Origin of the sequence: Vibrio anguillarum (assembly GCF_003390515.1) — a bacterium.
In the GTDB taxonomy this organism is placed as follows: Bacteria; Pseudomonadota; Gammaproteobacteria; order Enterobacterales; family Vibrionaceae; genus Vibrio; species Vibrio anguillarum.
Window position 1 is genome coordinate 38,333 of the sequence record NZ_CP031478.1, and the last position, 23,244, is coordinate 61,576.

The 23,244-nt window shown below is 42.5% G+C and carries 21 protein-coding genes and 1 tRNA gene; 9 read left to right on the forward strand and 13 right to left on the reverse strand.

The genetic code is table 11. The features are described 5' to 3' along the window. Positions 1-58: 58 nt before the first annotated feature. Complete coding sequence (locus DD616_RS00130; protein WP_208871516.1) at positions 59-1,423, forward strand: GGDEF domain-containing protein; 1,365 nt, start codon at positions 59-61, stop codon at positions 1,421-1,423. Positions 1,424-1,598: 175 nt separating this feature from the next. Beyond that, the gene (locus tag DD616_RS00135) at positions 1,599-1,811 is read left to right on the forward strand and encodes a cold-shock protein (protein WP_013867804.1); all 213 of its coding nucleotides are present in this window, start codon (positions 1,599-1,601) and stop codon (positions 1,809-1,811) included. A gap of 81 nt (positions 1,812-1,892) precedes the next feature. Here DD616_RS00135 and DD616_RS00140 read toward each other — a convergent pair. Both DD616_RS00140 and DD616_RS00145 read right to left on the reverse strand, forming a co-directional pair. After that, positions 1,893-1,967 (reverse strand) — tRNA-Gly (locus DD616_RS00140). 163 nt (positions 1,968-2,130) lie between these two features. After that, positions 2,131-4,128 carry a methyl-accepting chemotaxis protein gene (locus tag DD616_RS00145; RefSeq protein ID WP_029189957.1) on the reverse strand — a complete coding sequence of 666 codons (1,998 nt, stop codon included), beginning with the start codon at positions 4,126-4,128 and terminating at the stop codon, positions 2,131-2,133. Between the two features lie 247 nt (positions 4,129-4,375). On the opposite strand from DD616_RS00145, the gene DD616_RS00150 reads away from it, so the two are divergent. Beyond that, the gene (locus DD616_RS00150) at positions 4,376-6,727 is read left to right on the forward strand and encodes a fatty acid cis/trans isomerase (protein ID WP_208871517.1); all 2,352 of its coding nucleotides are present in this window, start codon (positions 4,376-4,378) and stop codon (positions 6,725-6,727) included. A 35-nt stretch (positions 6,728-6,762) separates the two neighbouring features. Beyond that, positions 6,763-6,951, forward strand: coding sequence for a hypothetical protein (locus tag DD616_RS00155; protein WP_013867807.1), 189 nt, complete (start codon positions 6,763-6,765; stop codon positions 6,949-6,951). 59 nt (positions 6,952-7,010) lie between these two features. On the opposite strand, the gene DD616_RS00160 is transcribed toward DD616_RS00155, so the two are convergent. The 3 genes from DD616_RS00160 to DD616_RS00170 all read right to left on the reverse strand — a co-directional run bounded on the left by DD616_RS00160 (position 7,011) and on the right by DD616_RS00170 (position 8,874). After that, the gene (locus DD616_RS00160) at positions 7,011-7,460 is read right to left on the reverse strand and encodes an RNA-binding S4 domain-containing protein (RefSeq protein ID WP_237293084.1); all 450 of its coding nucleotides are present in this window, start codon (positions 7,458-7,460) and stop codon (positions 7,011-7,013) included. Positions 7,461-7,582: 122 nt separating this feature from the next. After that, on the reverse strand, positions 7,583-8,251 hold the full coding sequence (locus tag DD616_RS00165) for a glutathione S-transferase family protein (RefSeq protein WP_013867809.1): 669 nt from the start codon (positions 8,249-8,251) through the stop codon (positions 7,583-7,585). A 2-nt stretch (positions 8,252-8,253) separates the two neighbouring features. Then, positions 8,254-8,874 carry a glutathione S-transferase gene (locus DD616_RS00170; protein WP_208871519.1) on the reverse strand — a complete coding sequence of 207 codons (621 nt, stop codon included), beginning with the start codon at positions 8,872-8,874 and terminating at the stop codon, positions 8,254-8,256. 98 nt (positions 8,875-8,972) lie between these two features. Here DD616_RS00170 and DD616_RS00175 point away from each other — a divergent pair, with 98 nt between their 5' ends. The 3 genes from DD616_RS00175 (at position 8,973) to DD616_RS00185 (ending at position 11,821) form a co-directional block, all read left to right on the forward strand. Beyond that, positions 8,973-9,557, forward strand: a complete 585-nt coding sequence (locus tag DD616_RS00175) for a TetR/AcrR family transcriptional regulator (protein WP_208871520.1) — start codon at positions 8,973-8,975, stop codon at positions 9,555-9,557. Continuing rightward, complete coding sequence (locus DD616_RS00180) at positions 9,554-9,949, forward strand: PPC domain-containing DNA-binding protein (RefSeq protein WP_208871521.1); 396 nt, start codon at positions 9,554-9,556, stop codon at positions 9,947-9,949. Before DD616_RS00175 ends, DD616_RS00180 begins: the two co-directional genes overlap by 4 nt. Before the next feature lie 267 nt (positions 9,950-10,216). Beyond that, positions 10,217-11,821 (forward strand): ABC-F family ATPase, encoded by a 1,605-nt coding sequence (locus tag DD616_RS00185; RefSeq protein WP_208871522.1) that lies wholly within the window; start codon positions 10,217-10,219, stop codon positions 11,819-11,821. A gap of 156 nt (positions 11,822-11,977) precedes the next feature. On the opposite strand, the gene DD616_RS00190 is transcribed toward DD616_RS00185, so the two are convergent. The 4 genes from DD616_RS00190 to DD616_RS00205 form a co-directional block, all read right to left on the reverse strand. Further along, positions 11,978-13,666, reverse strand: coding sequence for an SgrR family transcriptional regulator (locus tag DD616_RS00190; RefSeq protein ID WP_208871523.1), 1,689 nt, complete (start codon positions 13,664-13,666; stop codon positions 11,978-11,980). Positions 13,667-13,745: 79 nt separating this feature from the next. After that, positions 13,746-13,979, reverse strand: a complete 234-nt coding sequence (locus tag DD616_RS00195) for a DUF3389 domain-containing protein (RefSeq protein WP_029189958.1) — start codon at positions 13,977-13,979, stop codon at positions 13,746-13,748. 1 nt (position 13,980) lies between these two features. Beyond that, positions 13,981-14,433 (reverse strand): hotdog fold thioesterase, encoded by a 453-nt coding sequence (locus DD616_RS00200; protein ID WP_010320753.1) that lies wholly within the window; start codon positions 14,431-14,433, stop codon positions 13,981-13,983. Positions 14,434-14,704: 271 nt separating this feature from the next. After that, the gene (locus DD616_RS00205; RefSeq protein WP_026027786.1) at positions 14,705-15,787 is read right to left on the reverse strand and encodes a site-2 protease family protein; all 1,083 of its coding nucleotides are present in this window, start codon (positions 15,785-15,787) and stop codon (positions 14,705-14,707) included. A 203-nt stretch (positions 15,788-15,990) separates the two neighbouring features. On the opposite strand from DD616_RS00205, the gene DD616_RS00210 reads away from it, so the two are divergent. Beyond that, complete coding sequence (locus DD616_RS00210) at positions 15,991-16,557, forward strand: PhnA domain-containing protein (RefSeq protein ID WP_026027787.1); 567 nt, start codon at positions 15,991-15,993, stop codon at positions 16,555-16,557. Positions 16,558-16,707: 150 nt separating this feature from the next. Here the strand turns inward: DD616_RS00210 and DD616_RS00215 are convergent, their stop codons facing one another. The 3 genes from DD616_RS00215 to DD616_RS00225 form a co-directional block, all read right to left on the reverse strand. Next, positions 16,708-16,899, reverse strand: a complete 192-nt coding sequence (locus DD616_RS00215; protein ID WP_017042819.1) for a hypothetical protein — start codon at positions 16,897-16,899, stop codon at positions 16,708-16,710. 324 nt (positions 16,900-17,223) lie between these two features. After that, a complete protein-coding gene (locus DD616_RS00220; protein WP_170935153.1) occupies positions 17,224-18,174 on the reverse strand; it encodes a TerC/Alx family metal homeostasis membrane protein in 951 nt (316 codons plus the stop codon). A 498-nt stretch (positions 18,175-18,672) separates the two neighbouring features. Beyond that, positions 18,673-20,412 (reverse strand): bifunctional metallophosphatase/5'-nucleotidase, encoded by a 1,740-nt coding sequence (locus DD616_RS00225; RefSeq protein WP_208871524.1) that lies wholly within the window; start codon positions 20,410-20,412, stop codon positions 18,673-18,675. 259 nt (positions 20,413-20,671) lie between these two features. On the opposite strand from DD616_RS00225, the gene DD616_RS00230 reads away from it, so the two are divergent. Beyond that, a complete protein-coding gene (locus DD616_RS00230; protein WP_026028965.1) occupies positions 20,672-22,303 on the forward strand; it encodes an ATP-dependent endonuclease in 1,632 nt (543 codons plus the stop codon). Between the two features lie 163 nt (positions 22,304-22,466). On the opposite strand, the gene DD616_RS00235 is transcribed toward DD616_RS00230, so the two are convergent. Further along, positions 22,467-22,973, reverse strand: coding sequence for a DUF1097 domain-containing protein (locus tag DD616_RS00235; RefSeq protein WP_019281895.1), 507 nt, complete (start codon positions 22,971-22,973; stop codon positions 22,467-22,469). Positions 22,974-23,244: the final 271 nt, after the last annotated feature.

The following is a 23,244-nucleotide window of genomic DNA, read 5'->3' on the forward strand; positions in this document are numbered from 1 at the left end:
ACAACTTAGCGTACCTTGGTGATTTTATACAACTTTTAGATGCGTTGTCGTCTAAACTTTGTTCAAGTGCTCGCTTTCATTTAGTAAGTCTAGCAAAAAGCTTGGCAATCTATTAAATAAAAGTATGCTATGGGCCTTATTATCAATTTTAATTTTAAATGCCACAAAGGTCATATTTGTATTATTAATGCCGACAAGTTTTGTATCATCTCATTGGTTTCGATTCTTATTCCCAATAGGGTTGCTAATAGCCATTATGTTGGGGATGGAAAACGTCATTCTGATCACTAGCGCCAATATTGGCTTCGCTAGTAACCTGCCTTATATTCTTTTCACGGTAGCAATCGCATTAGGACACATTTTTAAGCAAGGGCGTTTGGCTATGATCTCGACAGCGATGATGGTGGCCTACGCAATCATCCAGTGGCGCTTACAGATGCCCCTTTCTACGGGAACAACCTTGCTAGAGCTTTCGTTATTAAGTTTGTTATTACCCGTTTTGTGTTTAGTACCTTATGCGTTAGGAAGTAATGCTACTGTATTGAGTAAAACTTATGGCTTATACATCGCTATTTTGCTGCTGTTAATGTTTTGGGCCGTTGTTACTTTGATGTACGTCAGTGATGGCGGATTTGAGAATTTTAGCCAAGTTTTTTTAGTAACTATACCGAAAATATCGAAATTGCCATTTTTGTTGGTGATGTACCTCTTGGTATTAATTGGGGTCTCCGCAATATTTGTGCTCACGCGAAACCAGATCTTAGACACCAGCATTTACGCCAGTATTTTACTCTCCTCCGTCACCTTTATTTTTTTCCACGTGAGTTATATCTCAAGCACACTTTTCTCTCTAGCCGGGGTTTTATTGATCTTATATCTAATTTCGGCGGGCCATAAAATGGCATTTATTGATCGCTTAACGGGTATCCCAGGTCGCCACGCCTTAGATCTTGACATCAAATACTTAGGCAAAAAATATGCGATAGCGATGCTAGATATAGACCATTTTAAGCAGTTCAATGATCACTATGGTCATGACACTGGCGATGATGTGCTTAAGTTGATTGCTAGCCGTTTATTGTTGACTCAAGGAAACGCACGTGTTTATCGCTACGGTGGTGAAGAGTTTACCATCCTATTTAAAGGAAAAAATGCACAGCAAGCTGCAATCTACTTAGATTTGCTTCGCAAAGATATTGAACAGTACCAAATGGTCATTAGGAACGCAGAAGACAGACCAAAAGACGATAAGCTCGGTTCCAAGAAGCGTGAGCAGAAAACACCATCAAATCTTGTCTCTATTACGGTTAGTATTGGCGTTGCTGATAGCTACGCCTCAGAAAAACCTGAAGCAGTGTTAAAAATTGCGGATCAAGCGCTCTATAAAGCTAAACAAAACGGCAGAAATAGAGTTGAAGTATGAACAGTTACCTTGATTTAATGCATCACATTTTGGTATAGAAATCGCAAAATTTGATACTCAACAAGGCGTACATCACATTCACAGAAACTTCATTAGATTGTGCAAAATACTTTGGTTAAGTTATTCATGTTGCAACTGTTTCGCAACGTCAAAACAACATAGCAAGAGTAAGATTATGAGTGAAAAAGTAAACGGAATTGTAAAGTGGTTCAACCAAGACAAAGGTTTTGGCTTTATTACCCCAGATAATGGCAGCAAAGATGTATTTGTACATTTTTCCGCTATTACGGGTGAAGGGCGCCGCAACTTAGTCGATGGCCAAAAGGTGAGTTTTGTAATCACTGATGGTCAAAAAGGGCCACAAGCAGAAAGCGTCAGTCCCGTTTAAATTTTTAAAAAGAACGACTCTAATCCACTCTTTCTAGGGTGGATTTTTTGTTTCTAGTAGACTGGATAAATACGAGAATATTGGAGCGGGCAGCGGGAATCGAACCCGCATCATCAGCTTGGAAGGCTGAGGTAATAGCCATTATACGATGCCCGCGCACCGAATTGACGCTGTCACTATGCCACAGTTAGCAAAAAAGAAAACCCATTTTTTATCAAAACCCGTTCAAGCGAACAGTAAATAAACAAAGTAAATTCAATTGGTTGAGATTTGTGTGCTTTTGGTTATTTTTAACTCAATTGAATATCTACTCTTGCGTTTAAATTTTGAACTTTTCCATTTCTTGATTGAGTACAGTGACATTATCTTTTACTTGCGCTGACGTTTGGTTTGAGATTTGGCTAATACTTGCCACACTTTCCACCGAATTGACAACTTCTTGCATGAATTGAGTCATTTGGTGTGTTGATTGTTGTTGCAGATCGGCCGCCGAGGATAACTGGTGCATTTCCTTATCTAACGCCGTTATTTTTCCTTGTACGTCCATCATTTTGTTGAAGGCGTGGATGGTCTGCGCCGCACCCTCATTGGCAAGGTTCTGACTCATGTTAATTTCATTGACCACAGCCGCAGTCGCTGACTGTATGGCGTTTATAATAGTGTTAATTTCTGTGGTTGATTGAGTGGTTCGAGTCGCCAGCAGCCTAACTTCATCCGCTACCACAGCAAAGCCTCGTCCATATTCTCCGGCTCTTGCGGCCTCAATCGCCGCATTTAAGGCCAGAAGGTTAGTTTGTTCCGCTAATCCCTCTATTACTTCGGTCACACGCCCAATCGATTCGCTTTCTCGACTAAGATCGAGCACCAATTGCGTTGCCTTTTGTATGGTTTGATCAAGCTTATCAATACTTTTTCTATTTTGTTCTAGCGCCGAGGCTCCCTCTTTGAGCTCATTTTGTGATAACAAAAGAGATTGCGTAGATTGTTCAGCTTTTTCTGCGGTCGCCATAGAATACTGCGCCACATCGCTCAAACGTACTGTAACCTGCTCAATACTTGCTCGCTGCTGCTGTACTTGCTGCCGAGTGTTTGAGTTATAGTTCAGAAGCTCATCCATGTTTTGACTGACCTGTTGCGCTTTGGTACTGACTCCCTGAACGATCGTTCGCAGTGAGTTGTTCATATTGTTTATCGCGGCGGTAAGCTGAGATAGCTCGTCGCTACCTTCACACAAAAGTGCTGGTTGAGAGACATCTCCTGCCGCAATAATTTCGGCTCTCTTTCCAATTCGACTCACTCTGCGGCCGATATTCTTACCTAAGTAATTGGAAAGCAAAACAGCAACTGAAACAGTCACGGCAATCATGATAAATAACACGTTAATCACATTACTAATGCTACGACTCATCCTTTCGCCACTTTGCTCTGCTTTTGATTGTTGAGTGGCGATAACATCTTCAAGACGGTTAGTCATTTTATCTACGGCAGGCATAAGTTGTGTGGCCATTTTTTGATTGACGCCGTTCCATTGCTCAGATTGGCGTATTGCAATCACCTGCTGTGCGAGTGGGAAATAAAGCTGCTGCATCTCATTAAATAATGACCAAAGACTCTGTTCATCATCCGATAGCAAAGAGGACTTTTCCACAATTTCAGCAACAGATTGGTTATGAGAGTTAATCAGGTCTTGATATTTTTCGAGATGTTCAGGCTTCGCATACAGTAAGAAATCTCGCAACGATGCCAGTGCATTAGCTAACGAATTATAGCTGTCAGCATACAATTTAAAGAGACGTTTCCGCTCCCCTCCTTCTTTGTTAGTCGACTCGTCGTTAATCAGCCCTTGTAACTGGTCAAGGGCAACTTCTGCTATGGGGGCGGCCTCGTTAATGAATAATGTGTGGGCAGGTAAATTATCCTCACTTTGGCTCAGTAATACGATGCCTTGGATATGCGCTTTGATTGCTGCCCATTCGCTTATGATCGCGGTGTATTGCTCACTGAGAATCAGCGTTTCTAACACCGGTACCGTTTTGTCCATCTGTCCAATAATAGTTTCAAGTTTTGTCAGTTGCGTTGCACCCACTGCACTTTGAGAACCCACCAATAAATAGGCGCGTAACGTTGAAATAACCTCTTGCATCGACTGCTGAATATTTCGGCTAGTATTCACGGTTGGCAGATCCGTTTGCAGCAATGAATTGGTGTGAGTTTCGACTTGCGTAATACTGCGATAGGTAAAAAAGGTCGAAATGATAAGAAGCACCACCAGCAATAAAAAACTTAATTGCAACTTCCCTGATATCGAGAGTTTCATCCTTTGACTCCTCAAAATTTTCTTCGTTTAACTATAGCGGGTTCAATGGGTTTATTAAATGCGTATAGCCAATGCGAGTCTACCGTATACTCGTCTTATAACCCTAAATTGAGCATTGTGCGTTCAGTTGTGGAGTTTATTCCACTCGGGCGATTTATCATCCCTAATGCGCTATTTTCATCGTTTTGTGGTGCATTTTGTTAATCTTTGCTTTAATTGGGACAAATATTCCTAAATTTCTCATGTTATGTCTTTTCATCGACTTATTATTCTTAGCATCGTGTTTTTTTCAGGATGTGCAATGTATGCGGGCTTGAACTATGACCAACTGTTTGGTGAAGCAAGCGTTCAGTCAAGACAATCGCCAGTAGATTCAAAAGAAGCCTCTTTCTTTTTAAATGATGTTAAACCCATCATCGATCAGCGCTGCGTGGTCTGTCACGCCTGTTATGATGCACCCTGCCAGCTAAAAATGTCTTCAGTTGAAGGGATTGATCGTGGAGCCAGTAAAGCGTTGGTTTATCATGGTACGCGCCTGACGGCGTCGGCTCCTACCCGTTTGTTTGAAGATGCACAATACACAGAGCAGTGGCGAGATTTTGGTTTTCATCCTGTGCTGAACGAGAGATCTCAAACGCCTACCGCGAATCTAGAAGCAGGATTAGTCGCGAAATTATTAATGCAAAAAGAGGAACATCCGTTACCAGAACAAGATCAGCTAAAAGGTTTTGATTTTTCGATAGATCGCGAACAAGTTTGTCCAACAATTGAAGAGTACGGACAGTACAAACAAGATCACCCAACGTGGGGAATGCCTTATGGCATGCCAAATCTTAGCCCTCTTGAATACAATACGCTACTCACGTGGCTAAGAGATGGCGCAATCATGAATGGCCATATTCCGCTCACTTCTGATCAGGAGAAATCGGTTGCGCAATACGAAAACTTTTTAAATAAAGGTACAGCAAAGAATCAGTTAATGGCTCGTTATATCTACGAGCATCTTTTTCTTTCTCACCTTTATTTTTCTGAACTTGCTGGTCAGCCTAGATTTTTCACTTTGATACGTTCGACAACGCCCCCGGGCGAGCCTGTTAACCGAATTGCGACAAGGCGTCCTTACGATAATCCTGGTGTAGAACGCGTCTACTACCGTTTGATCCCTGAGCAAGGCAGTATCGTAGATAAAACTCATTTACCCTATGCGTTGAATAAAAAACGTCTAGATGATTGGCAGGCATGGTTCATTCGGCCTAATTATCAAGTCTCGGTTTTGCCTAGCTATGATATTGAAGTTGCCGCCAATCCGATGACGGCATTTGATGCCCTTCCGGTTAAAGCACGCTTTCGATTTATGTTAGACAATGCTCAAAACACCATCATGGCTTTCATCAAAGGGCCAGTGTGTCGTGGCCAGCTAGCCCTGAATGTTATTAACGACCATTTTTGGGTGTTCTTTTTAGACCCAGAGAAAGCTGATTTACCCGAAGTGAATCAATTTTATCGATCGCAAGCCGCGAATCTAAAACTGCCAAGCGAGTTGGAAAGTAACACGTTGCCTATTACTCATTGGGTCCGTTATGCGCATCAACAAGCACGTTATTTGAAAGCAAAGTCTGAATTTACTAATCAGTGGTTCAAAAATGGCGAGAACTTAACCACGGATGTACTGTGGATGGGTGATGGCTATAACCCGAATGCGGCACTGACTATTTTTAGGCATTTCGATAGTGCATCGGTAGTGCAAGGTTTGGTGGGAGAAAAACCCAAAACAGCATGGGTTTTAGACTATGCCCTACTAGAAAGAATCCATTATTTACTGGTGGCGGGTTTTGATGTTTACGGCAATTTCGGCCACCAGCTCATTACTCGCATGTTTATGGATTTTCTGCGTCTTGAAGGTGAAAGTAATTTTGTCTCTCTGTTGCCTAGAGAGATAAGGCACCAAGAGCAGTCAAGTTGGTATCAAAATCAAAGCACTCAACTCAGTGACTTTTTGCAACGTAACGTTGCCCCTTTTGATCAACCGACCAGTATTGTTTACCACACGCAAGATCCAAAATCTGAGTTGTTTGATCTTTTGAAGTCTGAGCTTCAACCTGTGTTATCAAATCGTTATTCGATAATTGACACTGGTTTTTCAAAGCGTAGTGAACAGATGTTAAATAGCGTTAATAAGATCAAAGGTGAAGGGTTGTTGGCTGTGCCACAAATTATGATGTTGATGATCACGGCTGAAAACGGAGAGGATCAACTGTTCACTTTGTTACACAATAACGCCCATCTCAATATTTCAAGTCTATTTGATGAACAAAGCAACCGTGACCCAGCGAATGATGATTTGACTCTAGTGAGAGGTGTCATTGGCAGTTACCCTTCTGCTTATTTGTCACTGCATGAACACGAGATCGCAGAATTGGTGATGCTATTGAGTAAAATGCAAAATGAGCAGGACTACGTTAAGTTGCTCGATAGGTTCGCCATTCGCCGCAGTTCTTCGAAGTTTTGGCCGTTCAGCGATAAAGTTCATGCATGGTATCGAAAAAATCAACCTGTCGAATCTGGTTTACTTGACTACAATAGATTTGAAAACAGATAAACGTCACCTTTAATGGGTGAGATGAGAGGTGCCAAATGACCATACGCGACAGCATTGAAGCACTAGAACAACAAATTTATGTAGCCTGCTCTGAAGGTGACTATGAGACAGTCAATCAGTTAGAACATCAGTTGGAAGTGTTACTGTATAAGGCACAACACCCTTTTGATGATGATCCTAATGGGTTAAATAGCGGTTCGACGACAAATGACGAATGGCGCTGAATAAAAGACGGGAGCCATATCGCTCCCGTCTATTTATCAGATCATTAAAAAACAGAAAATTAGAAAAAGTCTATTGAGTTACGGCCACTTTCAGTATCTTTGCTTTTAGGTGCATCGGAGTTCTCTTTCTTTGTGGTCGTCGGCTTATTTCTAGCCGGTTTGGTTTTTGACGCCTTTTGCTTCGGCTTAGGCATATTTGTTGCTGTCACTACCGACGTCACATCAGTTTCAGGTACTTCAGTCACGGGTTGATCACACAATACAACGTAGTACTCCTGGTTAAATTCAAGAAAATCCCCATTGTACATTTTACGTCGTTTTCGAGTTTCAAGTTCTCCATTGACTGCCACGTAACCATCGCTAATCAGGAATTTTGCTTGCCCGCCACCATCCACTAGGTTAGCAATCTTTAGCACCTTATAAAGCTCAATAGGTTGCGACGAAACTTCAATACCAATCGCCTCTATTTCAATTTCTTCGTTTTCTAATGTGTCTTTATCGTTAATCATTACGTTTTTCTTATCACGAATTTTCACGCAGTGTAATGCTAAATGCACAAATTAGGAACCACAGTTAAATACTTCAACTGAACTGATAAGCCCACCGTTTTGTCATACACACATCACTCAGGTTACCTTGTCACCATTTTCTGAATGCGTTCCGCTCGCTGTTCATCGCTTTCTTGACTTGGTGGTGGCACGGTAAGCCCCTTAATCACTGCAGGGCGTTGCGCGATTTCCGCCAACCAACGTTGTAGGTGCTCGAGCCCGTCAATATTAATGCCACTCCATTCGTAAATTCTCACCCATGGCCATGTTGCGATATCGGCGATGGTGTATTCATCACCCGCAAGATAACGGTGATGCTCTAATTGGCTATCCATGACTTCAAATAGACGTCGCCCTTCTTTTTGGTAACGATCAATGGCAGGTTGTATTTTTTCTGGAAAGTAACGAAAGAAGACGTTCGCTTGTCCCATCATCGGCCCTACGCCTCCCATTTGAAACATTAACCATTGGATCACTTGAGAGCGGGCTTTCGGATCTACGGGCAGAAATTTTCCCGTTTTTTCTGCCAAGTAAAGCAAAATTGCCCCAGATTCAAATACTGGAAAATCATCGTTATCTTTATCTACAATTGCGGGAATGCGTCCATTCGGATTGATGGCCGTAAACTCAGGCTCTTTTTGCTGATTGGTTGAAAGATCAAAAGCGTTGACCTTGTATGGCAGCCCCATTTCTTCTAATGCAATGGAGATTTTCTGACCATTCGGCGTTGCGGCGGTATACAGTTCAATCATTCTTAGGCTCCTCGGTGAAATGATGGACGTTGCTCAACGGATTTAAACCAGCGAGCAATATTTGAGTAATCCTTTAATACTGTAAGCTCTAATGCATTTTCTGCAAACTCAATAAAAATATAGGCCGTGATGTCTACAATAGTGAACGCATCGGTTGCAAGATATTCTGATTCTGATAGGCGTTTATCTAGGATTGGCAGAAATGCACCAACACGGTTTCGACTTTCGTACCCCCATTCAACAATGCAATTTTCTCGGTCTTTATAGATACCTGAAATATTTCGAAATGCTTGGAATCCTGCATAAAGCCCTTGAAATTCAACCACTCGGTGCCACATCTCAACTTTAGCTTGTTCTAGAGCTGTTTGGCCGAAGAGAAAATGCTTATGGTTAACTAAATGATCGAAATAGCGGCAAATAGCAATACTCTCACAAAGAGTGGTGCCATCATCTAATTCCAATACGGGAATCTTCCTAGTAATACTTTTCGACTGAAATTCATCAGAAAGATTCTCACCATCCCTTACATTGATAACTTGGCGAGGGATATCAATGCCTATTTCTTTCAAAAATATGTTAACCCGACGACAGCTAGGCGTTGCAGCCAATTCATACAATTTCATCTTATTTCCTTTCAATGCTTTTTCAGAACGATCGTTCAGGTTAAACTTTAAGTGTTTTATAAACGATCAGTCAACAATTTTTGTAGAGAAACTTAATTATGGCTCGTAAAAGTAATTTCGATAGAGAGGAAAAACTGATTGTGGCAATGGATCTGTTTTGGAAAAAAGGGTACTCCAATACCGCCATTTCCGATCTAATTGATACGCTGAAAATTAACCGTTTTAGCCTTTATAATGCGTATGGTGATAAAAAAACGCTCTATTACGAAGCATTGGATAAATATCTGGTATCAGTACCACTCCCTCACCTTGCTGAACTTAACCAAACGAACTCAGCGTTTGAAGAATTGACTGCTTTTCTTAAAGAATTTGCAAAATTGCAAAAGACAAGTTCATCGGGATGCTTCATGCAAAACGCCCTGATTGAACACGCAGGGCAAGATGAGTATGTGTTAGCAAAAGGCCAACAACTTTTTGACCAGTTACTAGCCGTTATTAGTCACGCACTACGAAACGCCCAGGAGCAAAAACAAATTGGTACATTGCTGGATGCAAATCAATTAGCAAAACTGGTACTGGTCCAGATGCAAGGAATTCGTGTAATGGGAAAAGCTAAGCGTTATGACGACATTAATGCTGCCTTAGAATCGTTATTGATATTGCTTAAGGGAAATGCTCCATGATAAAAGTGACAGTGTCTCGCTTAATAAAAGGCCACGATTTAAAGCAATTCATTGCCGCGTTGATAAAGCAAGAGAATATACAAGCGGGTAACATCGCTTCTTGTGTCGGGTGCCTATCTGAAGTGCGCATCCGCCTCGCTGATGGATCTTCAGAGCTACACCTTGTTGATGCATTTGAAATTGTCTCTTTGATTGGCACGCTAACCGCATCTCATCAACACTTGCACATTGCGGTTGCAGATAAAACAGGCAAAGTGATCGGTGGTCATCTTTTGGATGGTTGTTTTGTCAATACTACCGCAGAGCTGATTTTACATTCCTACCCTGACTTAGTGTTTGAGCGAGAATTTGATAATCAAACGGGCTACAGTGAGCTGGTGGCACCTTGTTAAAATCCCTTTAATGATAAAAGTGAATGCGCATATACTAGCCTGCATTCTGTAAAATGTGGTGAAGCGTGTTTTTTATTCACCCATTTCTCCCCAATAACGATAGGCAATTCGACGTTGAGCAATTTCCGTCTGTGAGCTATCTCTCACATCTGTTCTTTTTGTAATAACTCTGTATAATTCGCCGCCTATTTAACCATTGTTTATGTTCTGCTGATTTGGCGTCTGCACATCACTGATTCGCTAAACTCAATACCTAGGAAAACTCTCTTGATCTCTACCGCAAATATCACCATGCAATTTGGCGCTGAGCCTTTATTTGAAAACATTTCTGCAAAATTCGGTAACGGCAATCGCTACGGTTTGATTGGCGCTAACGGCTGTGGTAAATCGACGTTCATGAAGATCTTGAGTGGTGCGTTAACTCCCAGCTCAGGCAACGTTTCCATTACACCAGGGCTAAAATTGGGTGTGCTGAGCCAAGATCAGTTTGCGTTCGAACAATACACGGTAATTGATGCCGTGATTATGGGTGACCGTAAACTGTGGGAGATCAAGCAAGAGCGTGACCGCATTTATTCATTAGCCGAGATGAGCGAAGCCGACGGCATGAAAGTCGCCGAGCTTGAGAGCGAATACGCTGAAATGGATGGTTACACCGCCGAAAGTCGCGCGGGTGATATTTTATTAAAAGCGGGTATTGAGGAATCGTTTCATTTTGGCTTGATGCAACAAGTGGCTCCTGGTTGGAAACTGCGCGTTTTGTTGGCGCAAGCCTTGTTTGCCAACCCAGATATTTTGCTGCTCGATGAGCCAACCAACAACTTAGACATCCACACCATTGGTTGGTTGGCTGAAGAACTTAATCAGCGTAAATGCACCATGATCATTATTTCCCATGACCGTCACTTTTTGAACTCAGTGTGTACCCATATGGCTGATATTGATTACGGTGAACTGCGTATTTATCCGGGTAATTATGAGTATTTTCTTGAAGCGTCAAGCTTGATTCGAGAGCAGTTACTCTCTGGCAACGCGAAAAAAGCGGCCGAGATCAACGAACTGCAAGACTTCGTTAACCGCTTTGGTGCCAATGCTTCAAAAGCAAAACAGGCTAGCTCACGCGCAAAAAAAATGGACAAGATCAAGCTTGATGAAGTGAAATCCTCAAGCCGCATCAGTCCTTCGATTGATTTTGGTGAAGGTAAGAAACTGCATCGTCTTGCACTTGAACTACAAAATCTCGGCCACGCTTTTGACGATGAACAGCTCTTCAACGGTGGTAATCTGCTGCTTGAGGCGGGCTCGCGTTTGGCGGTAATTGGTGAAAACGGCGTCGGTAAAACGACCTTTCTACGCTGCTTAGTCAAAGAGCTGCAGGCCAACCAAGGTGTGGTGAAATGGTCTGAGAACGCCTCAATTGGCTATTGCCCTCAAGACAGTACTATCGATTTTGATAACGATCTGACTATCTTTGATTGGATCTCGCAGTGGCGCACCGTAAAACATGATGATTTGATGGTGCGTGCCATTCTTGGCCGACTACTCTTTACAGCTGATGATGTGAATAAGAAAGCAAGAAACTGCTCGGGTGGTGAGAAGAACCGTCTGCTATTTGGCAAACTAATGATGCAAGATATCAACGTGCTGATCATGGACGAGCCAACCAACCACATGGATATGGAAGCGATTGAAGCGCTCAATAACGCGTTAAAGTCCTACACGGGGACACTGATTTTTGTTAGCCACGATCGTGAGTTTGTCTCTTCGCTGGCCACTTCGATCATTGATGTGAAAAACAAACAGTTGGTCTACTTCCAAGGAACGTACGATGAATACTTGGCTCATCAGCAGAAGTTGTTAGCTGCGGCGTAATCAAACCAACGTCATAATTCCTGATACTTGTTGCCGCCAGAAATGACGGCAACAACGGATAATTTAGATTCTACTGTTTAGTCTTAGCTTATTTTATCGGCCACTGACAAGCCGCCTACTTGTAACTCTACGTTGTTTGGGTATCACTGTGATTTGTTATAACTCTGGTTTAACCCAAACATTGCTAAAATCAAACCAGCCTAATGCGTTGCATTTCGCGTTTTGTAATGCACCACATTGATCTTTGCTTATCCCTAGCCAACAGTGGAACATCGGGATAACTTGCTGTTTTTCTATCAAAGATTTGCCAATCTCTTTGGCCGGAAATATGGCGTGTGGATCAGCGCGCCATTCATCCACTAACTGGCACCAATACGAAAAATCTTCAGCGCGGCTTAAATGCTCGATATCACTGTAATCAAGTAACCATCCTGCTAACGCATCTTCTCTATGGTTGGCAATTCCCATCGGTTTGACCCAAACATCGACAGCATCGGTGTCTTCAACCGTCAAATCATATTTAACAAGCTCCACCGAAATCCCATCTTCTTTTAACAGCTGTTGTATTGTTTTCACTAAGCTTGGAAACATAGGATGTTGAGCATGATATGCAATGGTGATCGAACGCTCGCCCGGCGGTGTAGCGGCAACATCTCCCGATGACTTATGATACCAGCCCGGTTTCAGGCCATAAGCAGGTAACACCCCCAACTCGACCACTTTGTCTTCTGGTAATTGACGAAATAGGTTGAGAGTACTGAGCTTATTGGTAAGGTAGCGAGCCCAATTTACATCCGCGGCGACGCCATTTTTTCTATTGAGTAACAAGTAAGTACAGCCGGGGTCAAGATCCACGTCTTCTGTAAATGAACCTCGCTTTGTTTTTATCGGATGCGATAAGCTAGGAAAAACCATCGAAGAATGTACTTCGTCAATCACCCACACTTCGACCCGGTCGAGCAAAGGTCTAAATCCAAAATATCCATCAAACGCTTGCAAAACTAAGCGTTTTTCATCATTTAAAATGACTTTGTAAGGGCCAGTACCAATCGGCATTAAATCAAAATTATCACTACGATTGGACTCTGGTAGTAAAATCTTGGCACATGACTCAGATAAAAGAAGCGGTAAGCGACTATCCGCTTTTTGTAAAAAGATATCGATAACCCAGTTGGAGGGCGAGCTGATCCTATCAAGATGGGAGAATAAGTTCAGAAATCGCAATTCCCACAAACTTTGGATAACACCGTCGGTGGTAAGCAAATCACCATTGTGGAAACGAACCCCTGGGCGAAGATAAAAACGCCAATGTGTTGCTGTCACCGATTCCCATGTATGTGCGAGATCTGGCTGCAGCTGTTCATACTCATCTAGCCGCGTTAATCCACTAAAAATTTGCATTACGATATGTTGCTCAGATCGACGCATGGATTTTAGCGGGTTTAGCATTGAAAGCGGGCGATAATAAGGCAACCGTATGACTTGCAGACCTTCTTGATGCTGAACACCAAGATAGCTTTGGATCACTTGCGTCAGTTTCGCAGCATCTTGATCCAGTACTGAAAATGCATGGCCAATTTTACCCTCATCTAAGTATCGACGCGCAAGGTTTTCACTGACATCACTGCGACTACGTTTAAAAATGAGATCGGATAATTTTCCACGCCCCGCCGCAGGACGCCATTCTATCCAGCCTTCATCCTCCATTTTATTTAGAACAATACGCGCATTACGGCGTGTGCAGAAAAGGATCTCGGTGATCTCTTCTAGCTGGACACCAACATCTTGGCCGTTAAAGTGCTCAAATAAAGATTCAAATTGAACGCGAAGTCGTGGGCTACTCATAAAGAGGAAATCTCAGTTTATAAAAAACAGAGATAGTTTCCTCATTTTATATTGGTTATGCAATAGTCTTAATCACTGTTTAAAGAATATTACAGCCGAGTTGTTGAGAAAGTTTCTGAATTTGCTCTTCGTTGTCCAACTTAATCGACCATTTACTTTCTGAGCAATTTACAGAGATGACATTCGCCCCTCTCCCAATGAGCTGAACAGCATCGGCTTGGGCTTGTAGCGTGATGGCGAGATCACCCAATACTCGTACCACTAATTCATGGGGTGTTACGATGATTTTTCCACCTGAAAATTCAATCACCATTTTATAAATCAACCTTGATAGCTTGAGAACGGTTACGAATTTTTTGTACTGCGACCGTCAAACGGCTGGTGCACACCAAACGTTCGCGCTCATCAGTGATATTGATTTGCCATACTTGCGTTGAAATACCAAGATGGATAGGTGTCGCTGTTCCTATAACCATCCCCTCTCGCATGGCGCGGACATGATTAGCATTAATGTCTAACCCTACACAATAGTGTTCTTGATCCACACTGAAATTCGCGGCAACTGAACCTAAGGTTTCCGCAAGTACCACCGAGGCGCCACCATGCAGCATACCAAGCGGCTGATGGGTAAAGTGACAAACAGGCATGGTCGCAGACAAAGAGTGATCAGTATAATCGGTATAAATAATATTGAGATGCTCTATCAAGGTGTTTTTGGAGGTGGCGTTTAACGTTATTAAATCGATAGGCTTCTTCCAAATATCCATGCTTTTTTGTCTCATTCATCGTAAAAGAGATTCATTCTATACTTAAAAGGTAGCAACTTGCAGCGAGTAATCAGTCAGTTCCAGCGATTGAGATCCTGCCAACTAAACATTTTCGAGACAGATCCGATCGCTCATAAATATTAACTGCAGTGTTGTCATTAGCAGTTTATCGGTGCTAAGAAGCCTCTTCATACAAAGATGTCATTTAAGCGCTTAAAGATGAGCACAAAAAGTGCTCTGATACATGGCTTACAAGTGTCAACGTACCGACTCAAGTACCTAAAATGCGTAATGGTAGTTGTAGCAGCTCATCCCCTGTCGTTGCAAAACCCCAAATAATAGCGATAAGCGCAGCCACTAAACTGACATACCAAAGTGAAGCTACAATTTGTCCATATCGATTCAGAGGTAGCAAATGACTTTGATGACGCTGCTTCCATTCCATTACAATTTCAATGCTGCCCATAATCAATAAAAAGCCGAACAGGGTTAATCCAAGCCAATAGCTCAAAATGACACCAGCGATCGCCGCAAGAGCACACAACGAAATCCCCAAAGTGCTGTTCATAGAAAAGCTGATGCTTTTTAACACGTGACCACCATCAAGCGGCAATATAGGCAATAGATTGAAGAGATTGAGAAAGGCATTAAAAACAGCAAGGCCGGCAAAAAATATCTCTCCTGTGATCCAGTACACGACAACCAGCACTACCGAGAGCAGCAAACCAAAAAATGGCCCCATAATTGAGATCACTACATCTTGCCAACGTGTATTGATTTTTTCATCACTTAATGCCAAGCCACCAAGAAATGGAATGAGATAAATGCCTTTAGTCTTCATACCAAAATACTTCATCGCTTTGATATGGCCAAATTCATGGAACACCAAACAGGCAATAAGCGCCATAGCAAACTGGAAGGAAAATAACCACGAATAGGCTGCGATACTTGCTGACGCCAGAACAACTTTAATCAGCTTGGCACTTTTCAGTGCTTTCATACCAAGTGAGACTAGACCAATAAGGCTAAAACGTCGCTCCGGCTTTGGCGGGCTATATGGTGTTTGTTTTTCAATGTCTTTTTCTGAACGCTCACCTTGCGTGACAATGTCACCATTGACTAATGCCTGATAACGAAGTTTAAAAGGCTGCCAACTCAGCTCGACATTCAGCTCACACTGGATCGGCGTTTCACCACTTAACAACTGAAATCTATGGGTCGTTGTCGCCTCGATATTCCCTGTCGCATCGCATTGCGCGACCAGTTGATTATCCCAATAGAGTTGCTGCCAGCCTGACATTGAACCTTCGAGACGAAGTGATTTTCCTAAAAATGGAGCGGAAAGGAGTTCCACAGTGATACCTACATACAAACATAAAAACGGCGTTCATTATGCCTTTGAGCAATAACAGCGTAAAGCACGATGCCCATTTTCTTACTATTGACGATGACTTAGTTCAATTCCCTCACGAATACCAAGCTTTTTGCCATCTCCCCTTTTAATTCCAGTCGTAACGTGGATAATACGCGCTTACATATTTTTACAAGGTGGGTACTATGTCTACTGAAGCAACTTTACTTGAACGCAGCCAATCAAAATGTGAGCTTTGTTCATCAGAATCTCCATTAGCTCCATTTGTGGTAGCGCCACACACTATGGTTACTGTTGACCATGCCGTTATGTTGTGTGATGTCTGCAAAGGCCAAATTGAGAACCCAGAAACAGTAGATGTGAACCATTGGCGTTGTTTGAACGACAGCATGTGGAGCCAAGAGCAACCCGTTCAAGTACTGGCGTGGCGTCAACTTAAGCGCCTTGCGGCCACTGAGGGTTGGGCTCAAGACCTACTTGATATGATGTATCTTGAAGAAGAAGCTGCAAAATGGGCTGAAATTGGTATGGATGATGATGCAGAAAAGCCTCGTGATGTGAATGGCGTAGAACTGAAAAAAGGCGACGACGTAACCATCATTAAAGATCTCCCTATCAAAGGCTCAAGCCAAGTCATTAAACAGGGTACTGTGGTTCGCGGTATCAGTTTAAGCGACGATCCTAAGTTGATCTCTGGTAAAGCCAATGGCCAATCGATGTATATCATTGCTGAATACTGTCGCAAAAAATAATATCCATTGACGAATAAAACAAAGGCGCAACTTAGTTTGCGCCTTTGTTTTTCGGAAACCGTTGTTTTCATGAGCAGTGAAACTAGTAAATTTTAAATACAAAAAAGCCGACGATTTAATCCGTCGGCTTTTACATCTCTACACATTGAATTAACGGTATAAACCGATATCTTTCTGCATGTGACCAGACAAATTATTCGCGTAGTAGCTGCGAGGTTCGCTGTGGTCGACAAACAGAATATCAACTAAATGTGCAATCAATCCTTTGAAGTTAACCGCGTAGGTTTTTTTATCCATAGAGGTAGGTGCTGTAATCGTACCCATATTCATTGCTTGTGCCATGATAGCCTCTCTGTTAATTCGGTAACTTACTTTGTTGAAATGAATTCTAGGTGATATTTTTTTGGTTAAAAAATGACAAATTTTCCACATTCAAATTAGTTATTCTAATGAAACAAACCTATAACAACGCATGCTTTTATTATCCACGATAATCGACTACTTATTCACATTAAGTTTGATTTGGCGAATTTAAATCTCAATGAAAAACAAAAATACCGATTATTTACAAAATTTTCACATTAATTTTTTTATCGTCGGTTAGCTAAAGGATAAATAAAAAAATAGAGGTAAGTATTGTCAAACACTTACCTCCGTTTACTTATATTATGGCTTATTAGTAGCAGGTAATGGACTTCTCTGCTTATAGACAGAAGCCAACACCGCAATAATCATAGTGATTAACAGTACACCCAGTGAGACTGGTGTCGGAATTTCCCACGCAGAACCGACTAGCATCATCTTAATACCAATGAATATCATGATGAAGGAAAGCGCTGGTTTTAGGTAAATAAACTTATCCATCATCCCTTGCAACACAAAGTACAAAGACCGCAAACCAAGTAACGCAAACACGTTCGCTGCTAACACTAAAAAGGGTTCGCGGGTCACGGCAAAAATAGCCGGTATTGAATCTAATGCGAACATGACATCCATAAAAGCAATCACGCCAATCACAATCATCATTGGAGTCACAAACCATTGCTTATTGCGGCTCACAACCAAAGCATTCCCTTCGTAATGATCCGTCACATTGAACCAACGTCGAATCAGCTTCTCCGGCATTGGGTTTAGCTGTTCATCGCCTTTCTCACGCGCAAGTTGAATACCGGTCCACATAAGAAATAATGCAAACACATAAAGTAACCAATGATATTGTTCAAGCAGCTGCGCACCAATCACAATCATCACCGCTCGTAAACACAAAGCACCGATCACTCCCCACAATAGAGCCCGCGGGCGTAAATGCTCTGGGACTGCGTATTGATGAAAAATAATCGCAAAGACGAATAAGTTATCAACACTTAACGATTTTTCTAACAAGTAACCAGTAATAAACGAGATCGTCGCCTTTTCGGCACTGTATGAACTGGTTGGTGCGTAACTATCCCAAAAGAAATAGATACTCGCGGCGAATGCAAACGCCAGCATAAACCAAATCACGCTCCAAACGGCCGCTTTAGTGATCGTGACTTTACCGCCACGGGTTTGCCAAATATCGATAACAACAAGAAATAGAGTCAGAATTGCAAAGCTGAGATAGGTTGTTGGGGTCATATATCCTCCAAAGGCGGAAGGATAAGATGGGATTAACCGATCGAAACCTTCCGCAAACAAAAACCGCTGTTCATAATGAACAGAGCTGAATGCGTTGGTCTCGTCGAAATAAGCATTCCGTTTTTAACAGAAGGCTATTTATACTTACCGGATAAGCATGCGCTTAACGAGGTGACGATAAGTAAACAAAGGCGACTACTCCCCAATCAGCGCGGATTTTATGCCTATTGGATGCAAAGGTCCATAGCCGTGATCAAAAAAAGGAGCCATTTATGCTCCTTTTTAGCTTAGATTTTTATACGCCTGCCAGTGGTAATAAATACACCAATACAGACCATGCACTGACCCAAGCAACGACGACAGCAGCATCTAACCAATCTCTAATCCACATTATACTTTCCCCTTTCACATCTTCATGCACCTTCATCGGGTTGAAGATGCGTTAAGACTGAAAGTTAAAAAGCAAAGTCTATGCCAGTAAATTTATGTCAAACCGAGTTACTGATAATGATGTTGGAGTTGAGTTCCTGCGTGGTTAAGTATTTCAGGTTTTTCCGTCAGCAGTTCAATAAACGCATCGGCCATTGACACATTCGAAACAAAACCTTCTCCCTTCATTTTCAGTATCGCATCATATCCCTCTTTGCCTTTCATGGTATAGGCCGAAGAGGTTCCACAATAATAACGATTAAGATCAATTGGTTGCCAACCTTTTTGCTCATCAAATAACAACACATTTGTGATGCGTTGTCCTACAGGCCGATCGGCGGCATAAGTAAACGAGAGATTGTGGGTGTAAGGATAACTGCCAGAACCTGTGCCGTCGACCCCATTGCCCAGCGCATTATTAATTGCCCCTTCAAGCATCTCAATTAAGGTTTCTCCCTGCACTCGGTAGACACCAATAGGAACGGCAAAAGGCAATAAATTTCCGGCAATGTCTGCCACCGAAACTTGTCCGGCGTTGAGCGAGTTTCTGACTCCACCAGCGTTATGTATTGCAAACTGCACGGGGTGCCCTCTTTGCCGCATGGCATAGACGAATGATTGAGCCACCAAAGGAGCCAACTCACTCGGCCCAGTTTCATCAGGAATTCTGACGTGTCTTAAGAAACGATCAGCATGTGCGATAATATTTTGTTGCAGCTGACGTACTCGCGGCATGTATTTATCGATCAATATTCCTTGGACCTGCGGATCTTTCTTACACACCACCACATTAGGGTGCTGGCTTAAAAATTCGCACGCCGCTAAATGGGTGTTATCGGTGCCCGCTTCGCTCATGCTGGCATCAAGAAATAGACGACGGCCAAGTAACAGTTCATTACGACCCTGAAATTTGTCCACTTTGCCATCGGCTGAAAAGTCGATATAACAATGACCTAAGCTCAAAGAATGATAACCGGATTGGACGACATAAGTGTCGTTAATTCTTAAACCATACTCATCATCTTTCATCAGCCCTAGTGCACTAAAATCACCTTGTAATCGGTGGCTATGCCCGCCGACGACAACACTAATGCCTTCCACTTGCTGTGCGAGCTCAATGTCCGCTTCATAACCTAAATGGCTAAGTAGAACAATTTTGTTGATCCCTTTAGCGCGTATTTCAGCAACCGTATTTTTTGCCGTTTGGATAGCGTTAATAAATGGAGTATCGAGATCTGGGTTGGCAATATCAGCCATTTTATCGAGTGACAAGCCGAAAATTGCAATCGTTTCATCACCAGCCTGTTTTTCTATCCAGCGAGCGTATTTACCTTGAGGTTGATAACTTATCACTTGCGAGCTACCGGCTATTGGAAAAGGCTTATTCGATCTTTCATTGGAAAGATCCCAATTGCCAGCTAGCAATGGAAATTGAATACGTTTAACAAAATGGGCAACGGGTTCATTACCCATATCCAGTTCGTGATTGCCTAATGCCATCGCATCAAGATTCAATGCGTTGAGCATGTCCGCATTGGCTTTACCTTTAAATAGCGAGAAATAGAGCGTGCCTTGGAAACAATCCCCAGCGTGTAAAAATACAAAGGCTCGCTTCATACGCGCCGCATCTTCTTTCAATTGCTGAACTCGTGTTGCAATTCGTGCAAAGCCGCCAGCACTTACATACGGTGTTAAAGTCTGCTGTTGGATGTGGAGAGTCAATTGCAGCGATGTCGGTTCAAAATATGAATGAGTGTCATTAATGTGTGCCAGCATAATTGATGCTGGTCTATTCTTTTTATGCATCATTTATCTTTCTCTTCTTTTTCCACTCTATCCTAGCTGAAGAATCATGACAGAATCGTGACTTTTATGAAACGAGTTTGAAAATATAATTACGCTAAGTCAACCTCATCACGCTTTGTAGCCTTTGTCTCATTCGGCTGACCCTACATAAACACTTGATATGTGAGCCAGCAGCCTACTTATCTGCATAATTTCTATTATGCTTAAAGAAAAACAGACTCAGCGAGAAGCTAACTCGTTGAGTTATAAAAGGAGTCTGCCTATGCATCTAGAGCGAATTGAAATTTCCGGATTCAGAGGAATCAAACGTTTATCGCTCGCTTTTGATGAACTCACCACATTGATCGGTGAAAATACTTGGGGTAAGTCCTCATTGTTGGACGCCTTATCAGTAGTGCTACCAGCCAACGGTGTACCTTATCAATTTGAAATGCAAGATTTCCACGTCGATTACTCTATCGCTCATCCTCAAACTCAGCATTTACAAATTGTCTTAAGCTTTGTTTCTACAGACAAAAATGAATCTCGATCCGGCCGTTATCGTAAGCTGAGGCCGATTTGGGTTGAAGATGAAACGGGTACGAAACGGATATTCTATCGCATCAGTGCCACTCGTGAGCGATATGATATTACCACTCGCTACCTGTTTTTAGACCTCGAAGGCAATCCACTACCGCTGCATCATTCCGAAAAATTAGCGCAAGAGCTGATGAGCTTACACCCAGTGATCCGTTTGAAAGATTCACGGCGTTTCGAGCGACCTTTCGTCAATGGTAACGGTAAAAATTCTCGCGCCGAAAAACGCATTGATAATACCTGTCGTCGTTTACTGGCCATTCCTGGACATGTCAACAAAGGCGAGATGAGAAGTAGCCTTAACTCAATGAATGTATTAGTTGATCACTATTTTTCATTCAAAAGTCAGACACGTAAAAACCCAAGACAGCAACGTGACAGCTTAGTCTATTCCAGCCCAACCGCCGATAAAAACATAAGCCAATTTGTTGAAGAGACTAAAAATAAGCAAACTCGTTTGCTGTTGATGGGCTTACTCAATGCTTATCTGCAAGCCAAAGGCCCAACTGACCTACGACGTTGCGCTAGGCCGCTGCTGATTATCGAAGATCCCGAAGGTCGATTGCACCCTACTCATCTGGCGCGCGCTTGGAGTTTACTTCAACTATTACCCATGCAGAAAATTCTCACAACGAACAGTGGTGATCTGCTTGGCTCTGTTCCCCTTCATTCGATTCGGCGTTTGGTGCGTACTTCTGACCGTACCATTGCAAATTCGATGATCTCTCGTGGATTGAGTAAGGACGAACTACGACGTATCGGTTTTCATATTCGTTTTCATCGTTCAGGGGTGCTTTTTGCTCGCTGCTGGTTGTTGGTTGAAGGAGAAACTGAGGTGTGGCTGTTTAGTGAGCTGGCTCGCCAGTGTGGCTATAATCTAGCCGCCGAAGGAGTACAAATTGTCGAATTTGCTCAGTCTGGTCTGAAGTCCTTAATTAAAGTGGCGAAAGCGTTTGGCATTGATTGGCATGTCGTGACTGATGGCGATCCCGCTGGCAAAAAATATTCGTCAACGGTACGCGGTATGCTGACAGGTGATCAAGAACGACACCGCCTAACCGAACTTCCCGATCGAGATATCGAACATTTTCTGTACTCTCATGGCTTTGAACACTTCTTCAAAGATTTGATTAAAATACCTTACGATCATCCAATCCCTGCGAAAAAAGTGGTCACACGTGTGCTGAAAAAACACGCGAAACCTGATTTGGCGCTTGCCATCGTTTCCCATTGTGAACAACAAGGTGTGGACTTTATTCCTGTACTGTTGCGCTGGACACTAAAACGCGTGATTACGATGGCCAATGGCCACACGTAAAAAAAGGCACACATGATTGTGTGCCTCGTATCATTTCCATTTCGCTATATGTGACTAATCTTATATTGAATGGGTATATCAACAATTTTGATGAATCGATACGGATCAATTGGGGGTAACCTTTACCAATGCAGATTTCACCAGCATTAGTCTTAAACATAAATTAACAAGTTGAGGATTTAGAACGCGTTTCAACAGTTGCGCTGTCGCTCAGCGTTGGCTGGTTAGATCGTTGATGCAACCACATACCACTTGTTTTCATCGCAAAGCCAAAAATGCCACCGAATAGAAGTGATGGAATAACCAGTTGCCAATCACCACCCGCAGCAAAAGTGGCACAAGCGCCAATAAAGGTTCCAGGGATATAACCAAGCCACGCTTTCGACGCTTGAATGCACATTAAAAATGCCACTACCGCAGTGACAACGTAACCCAAAATATCCAAGCTCACCAAACTGGATGAATGAATAATGACCATTGCCCAAAAAACGCCACTGATATTAGTTATCAAACTTTCTGCAAGACCTTTAATACCCTCGGTTGGAGAGGCAAAATAACTCGTACATCCTAAAAAGCCAGCCCATGATAGTAAGCCTAACGAAACGGCTATCCAGCCCCAAACACCAGAAAGAATGCCTGTCGTTAGTGAAATTGCAAATAGTGTGCTCATAGCGCCCTCATTTAGCCGCTATCTGCCTGTCATTTAACAAGCCGTTGCTATAGCGACATCAATAAATCAAGTGCCGATATTAAAAGCTTCAACCACGGATGACTAGTGACCTAAGTCATGAAATAAATGCAATGATTTCACTTATTTCATTGAAATGTTGACGCAAACGATAAATCAACACATTTGAAGTGCTTTTTAATCGAGCATGAGCGTTAGATTAGGTGATGAGGGTGTGTGACATGATGCTAAATGCGAACACTCAATAGCTTCA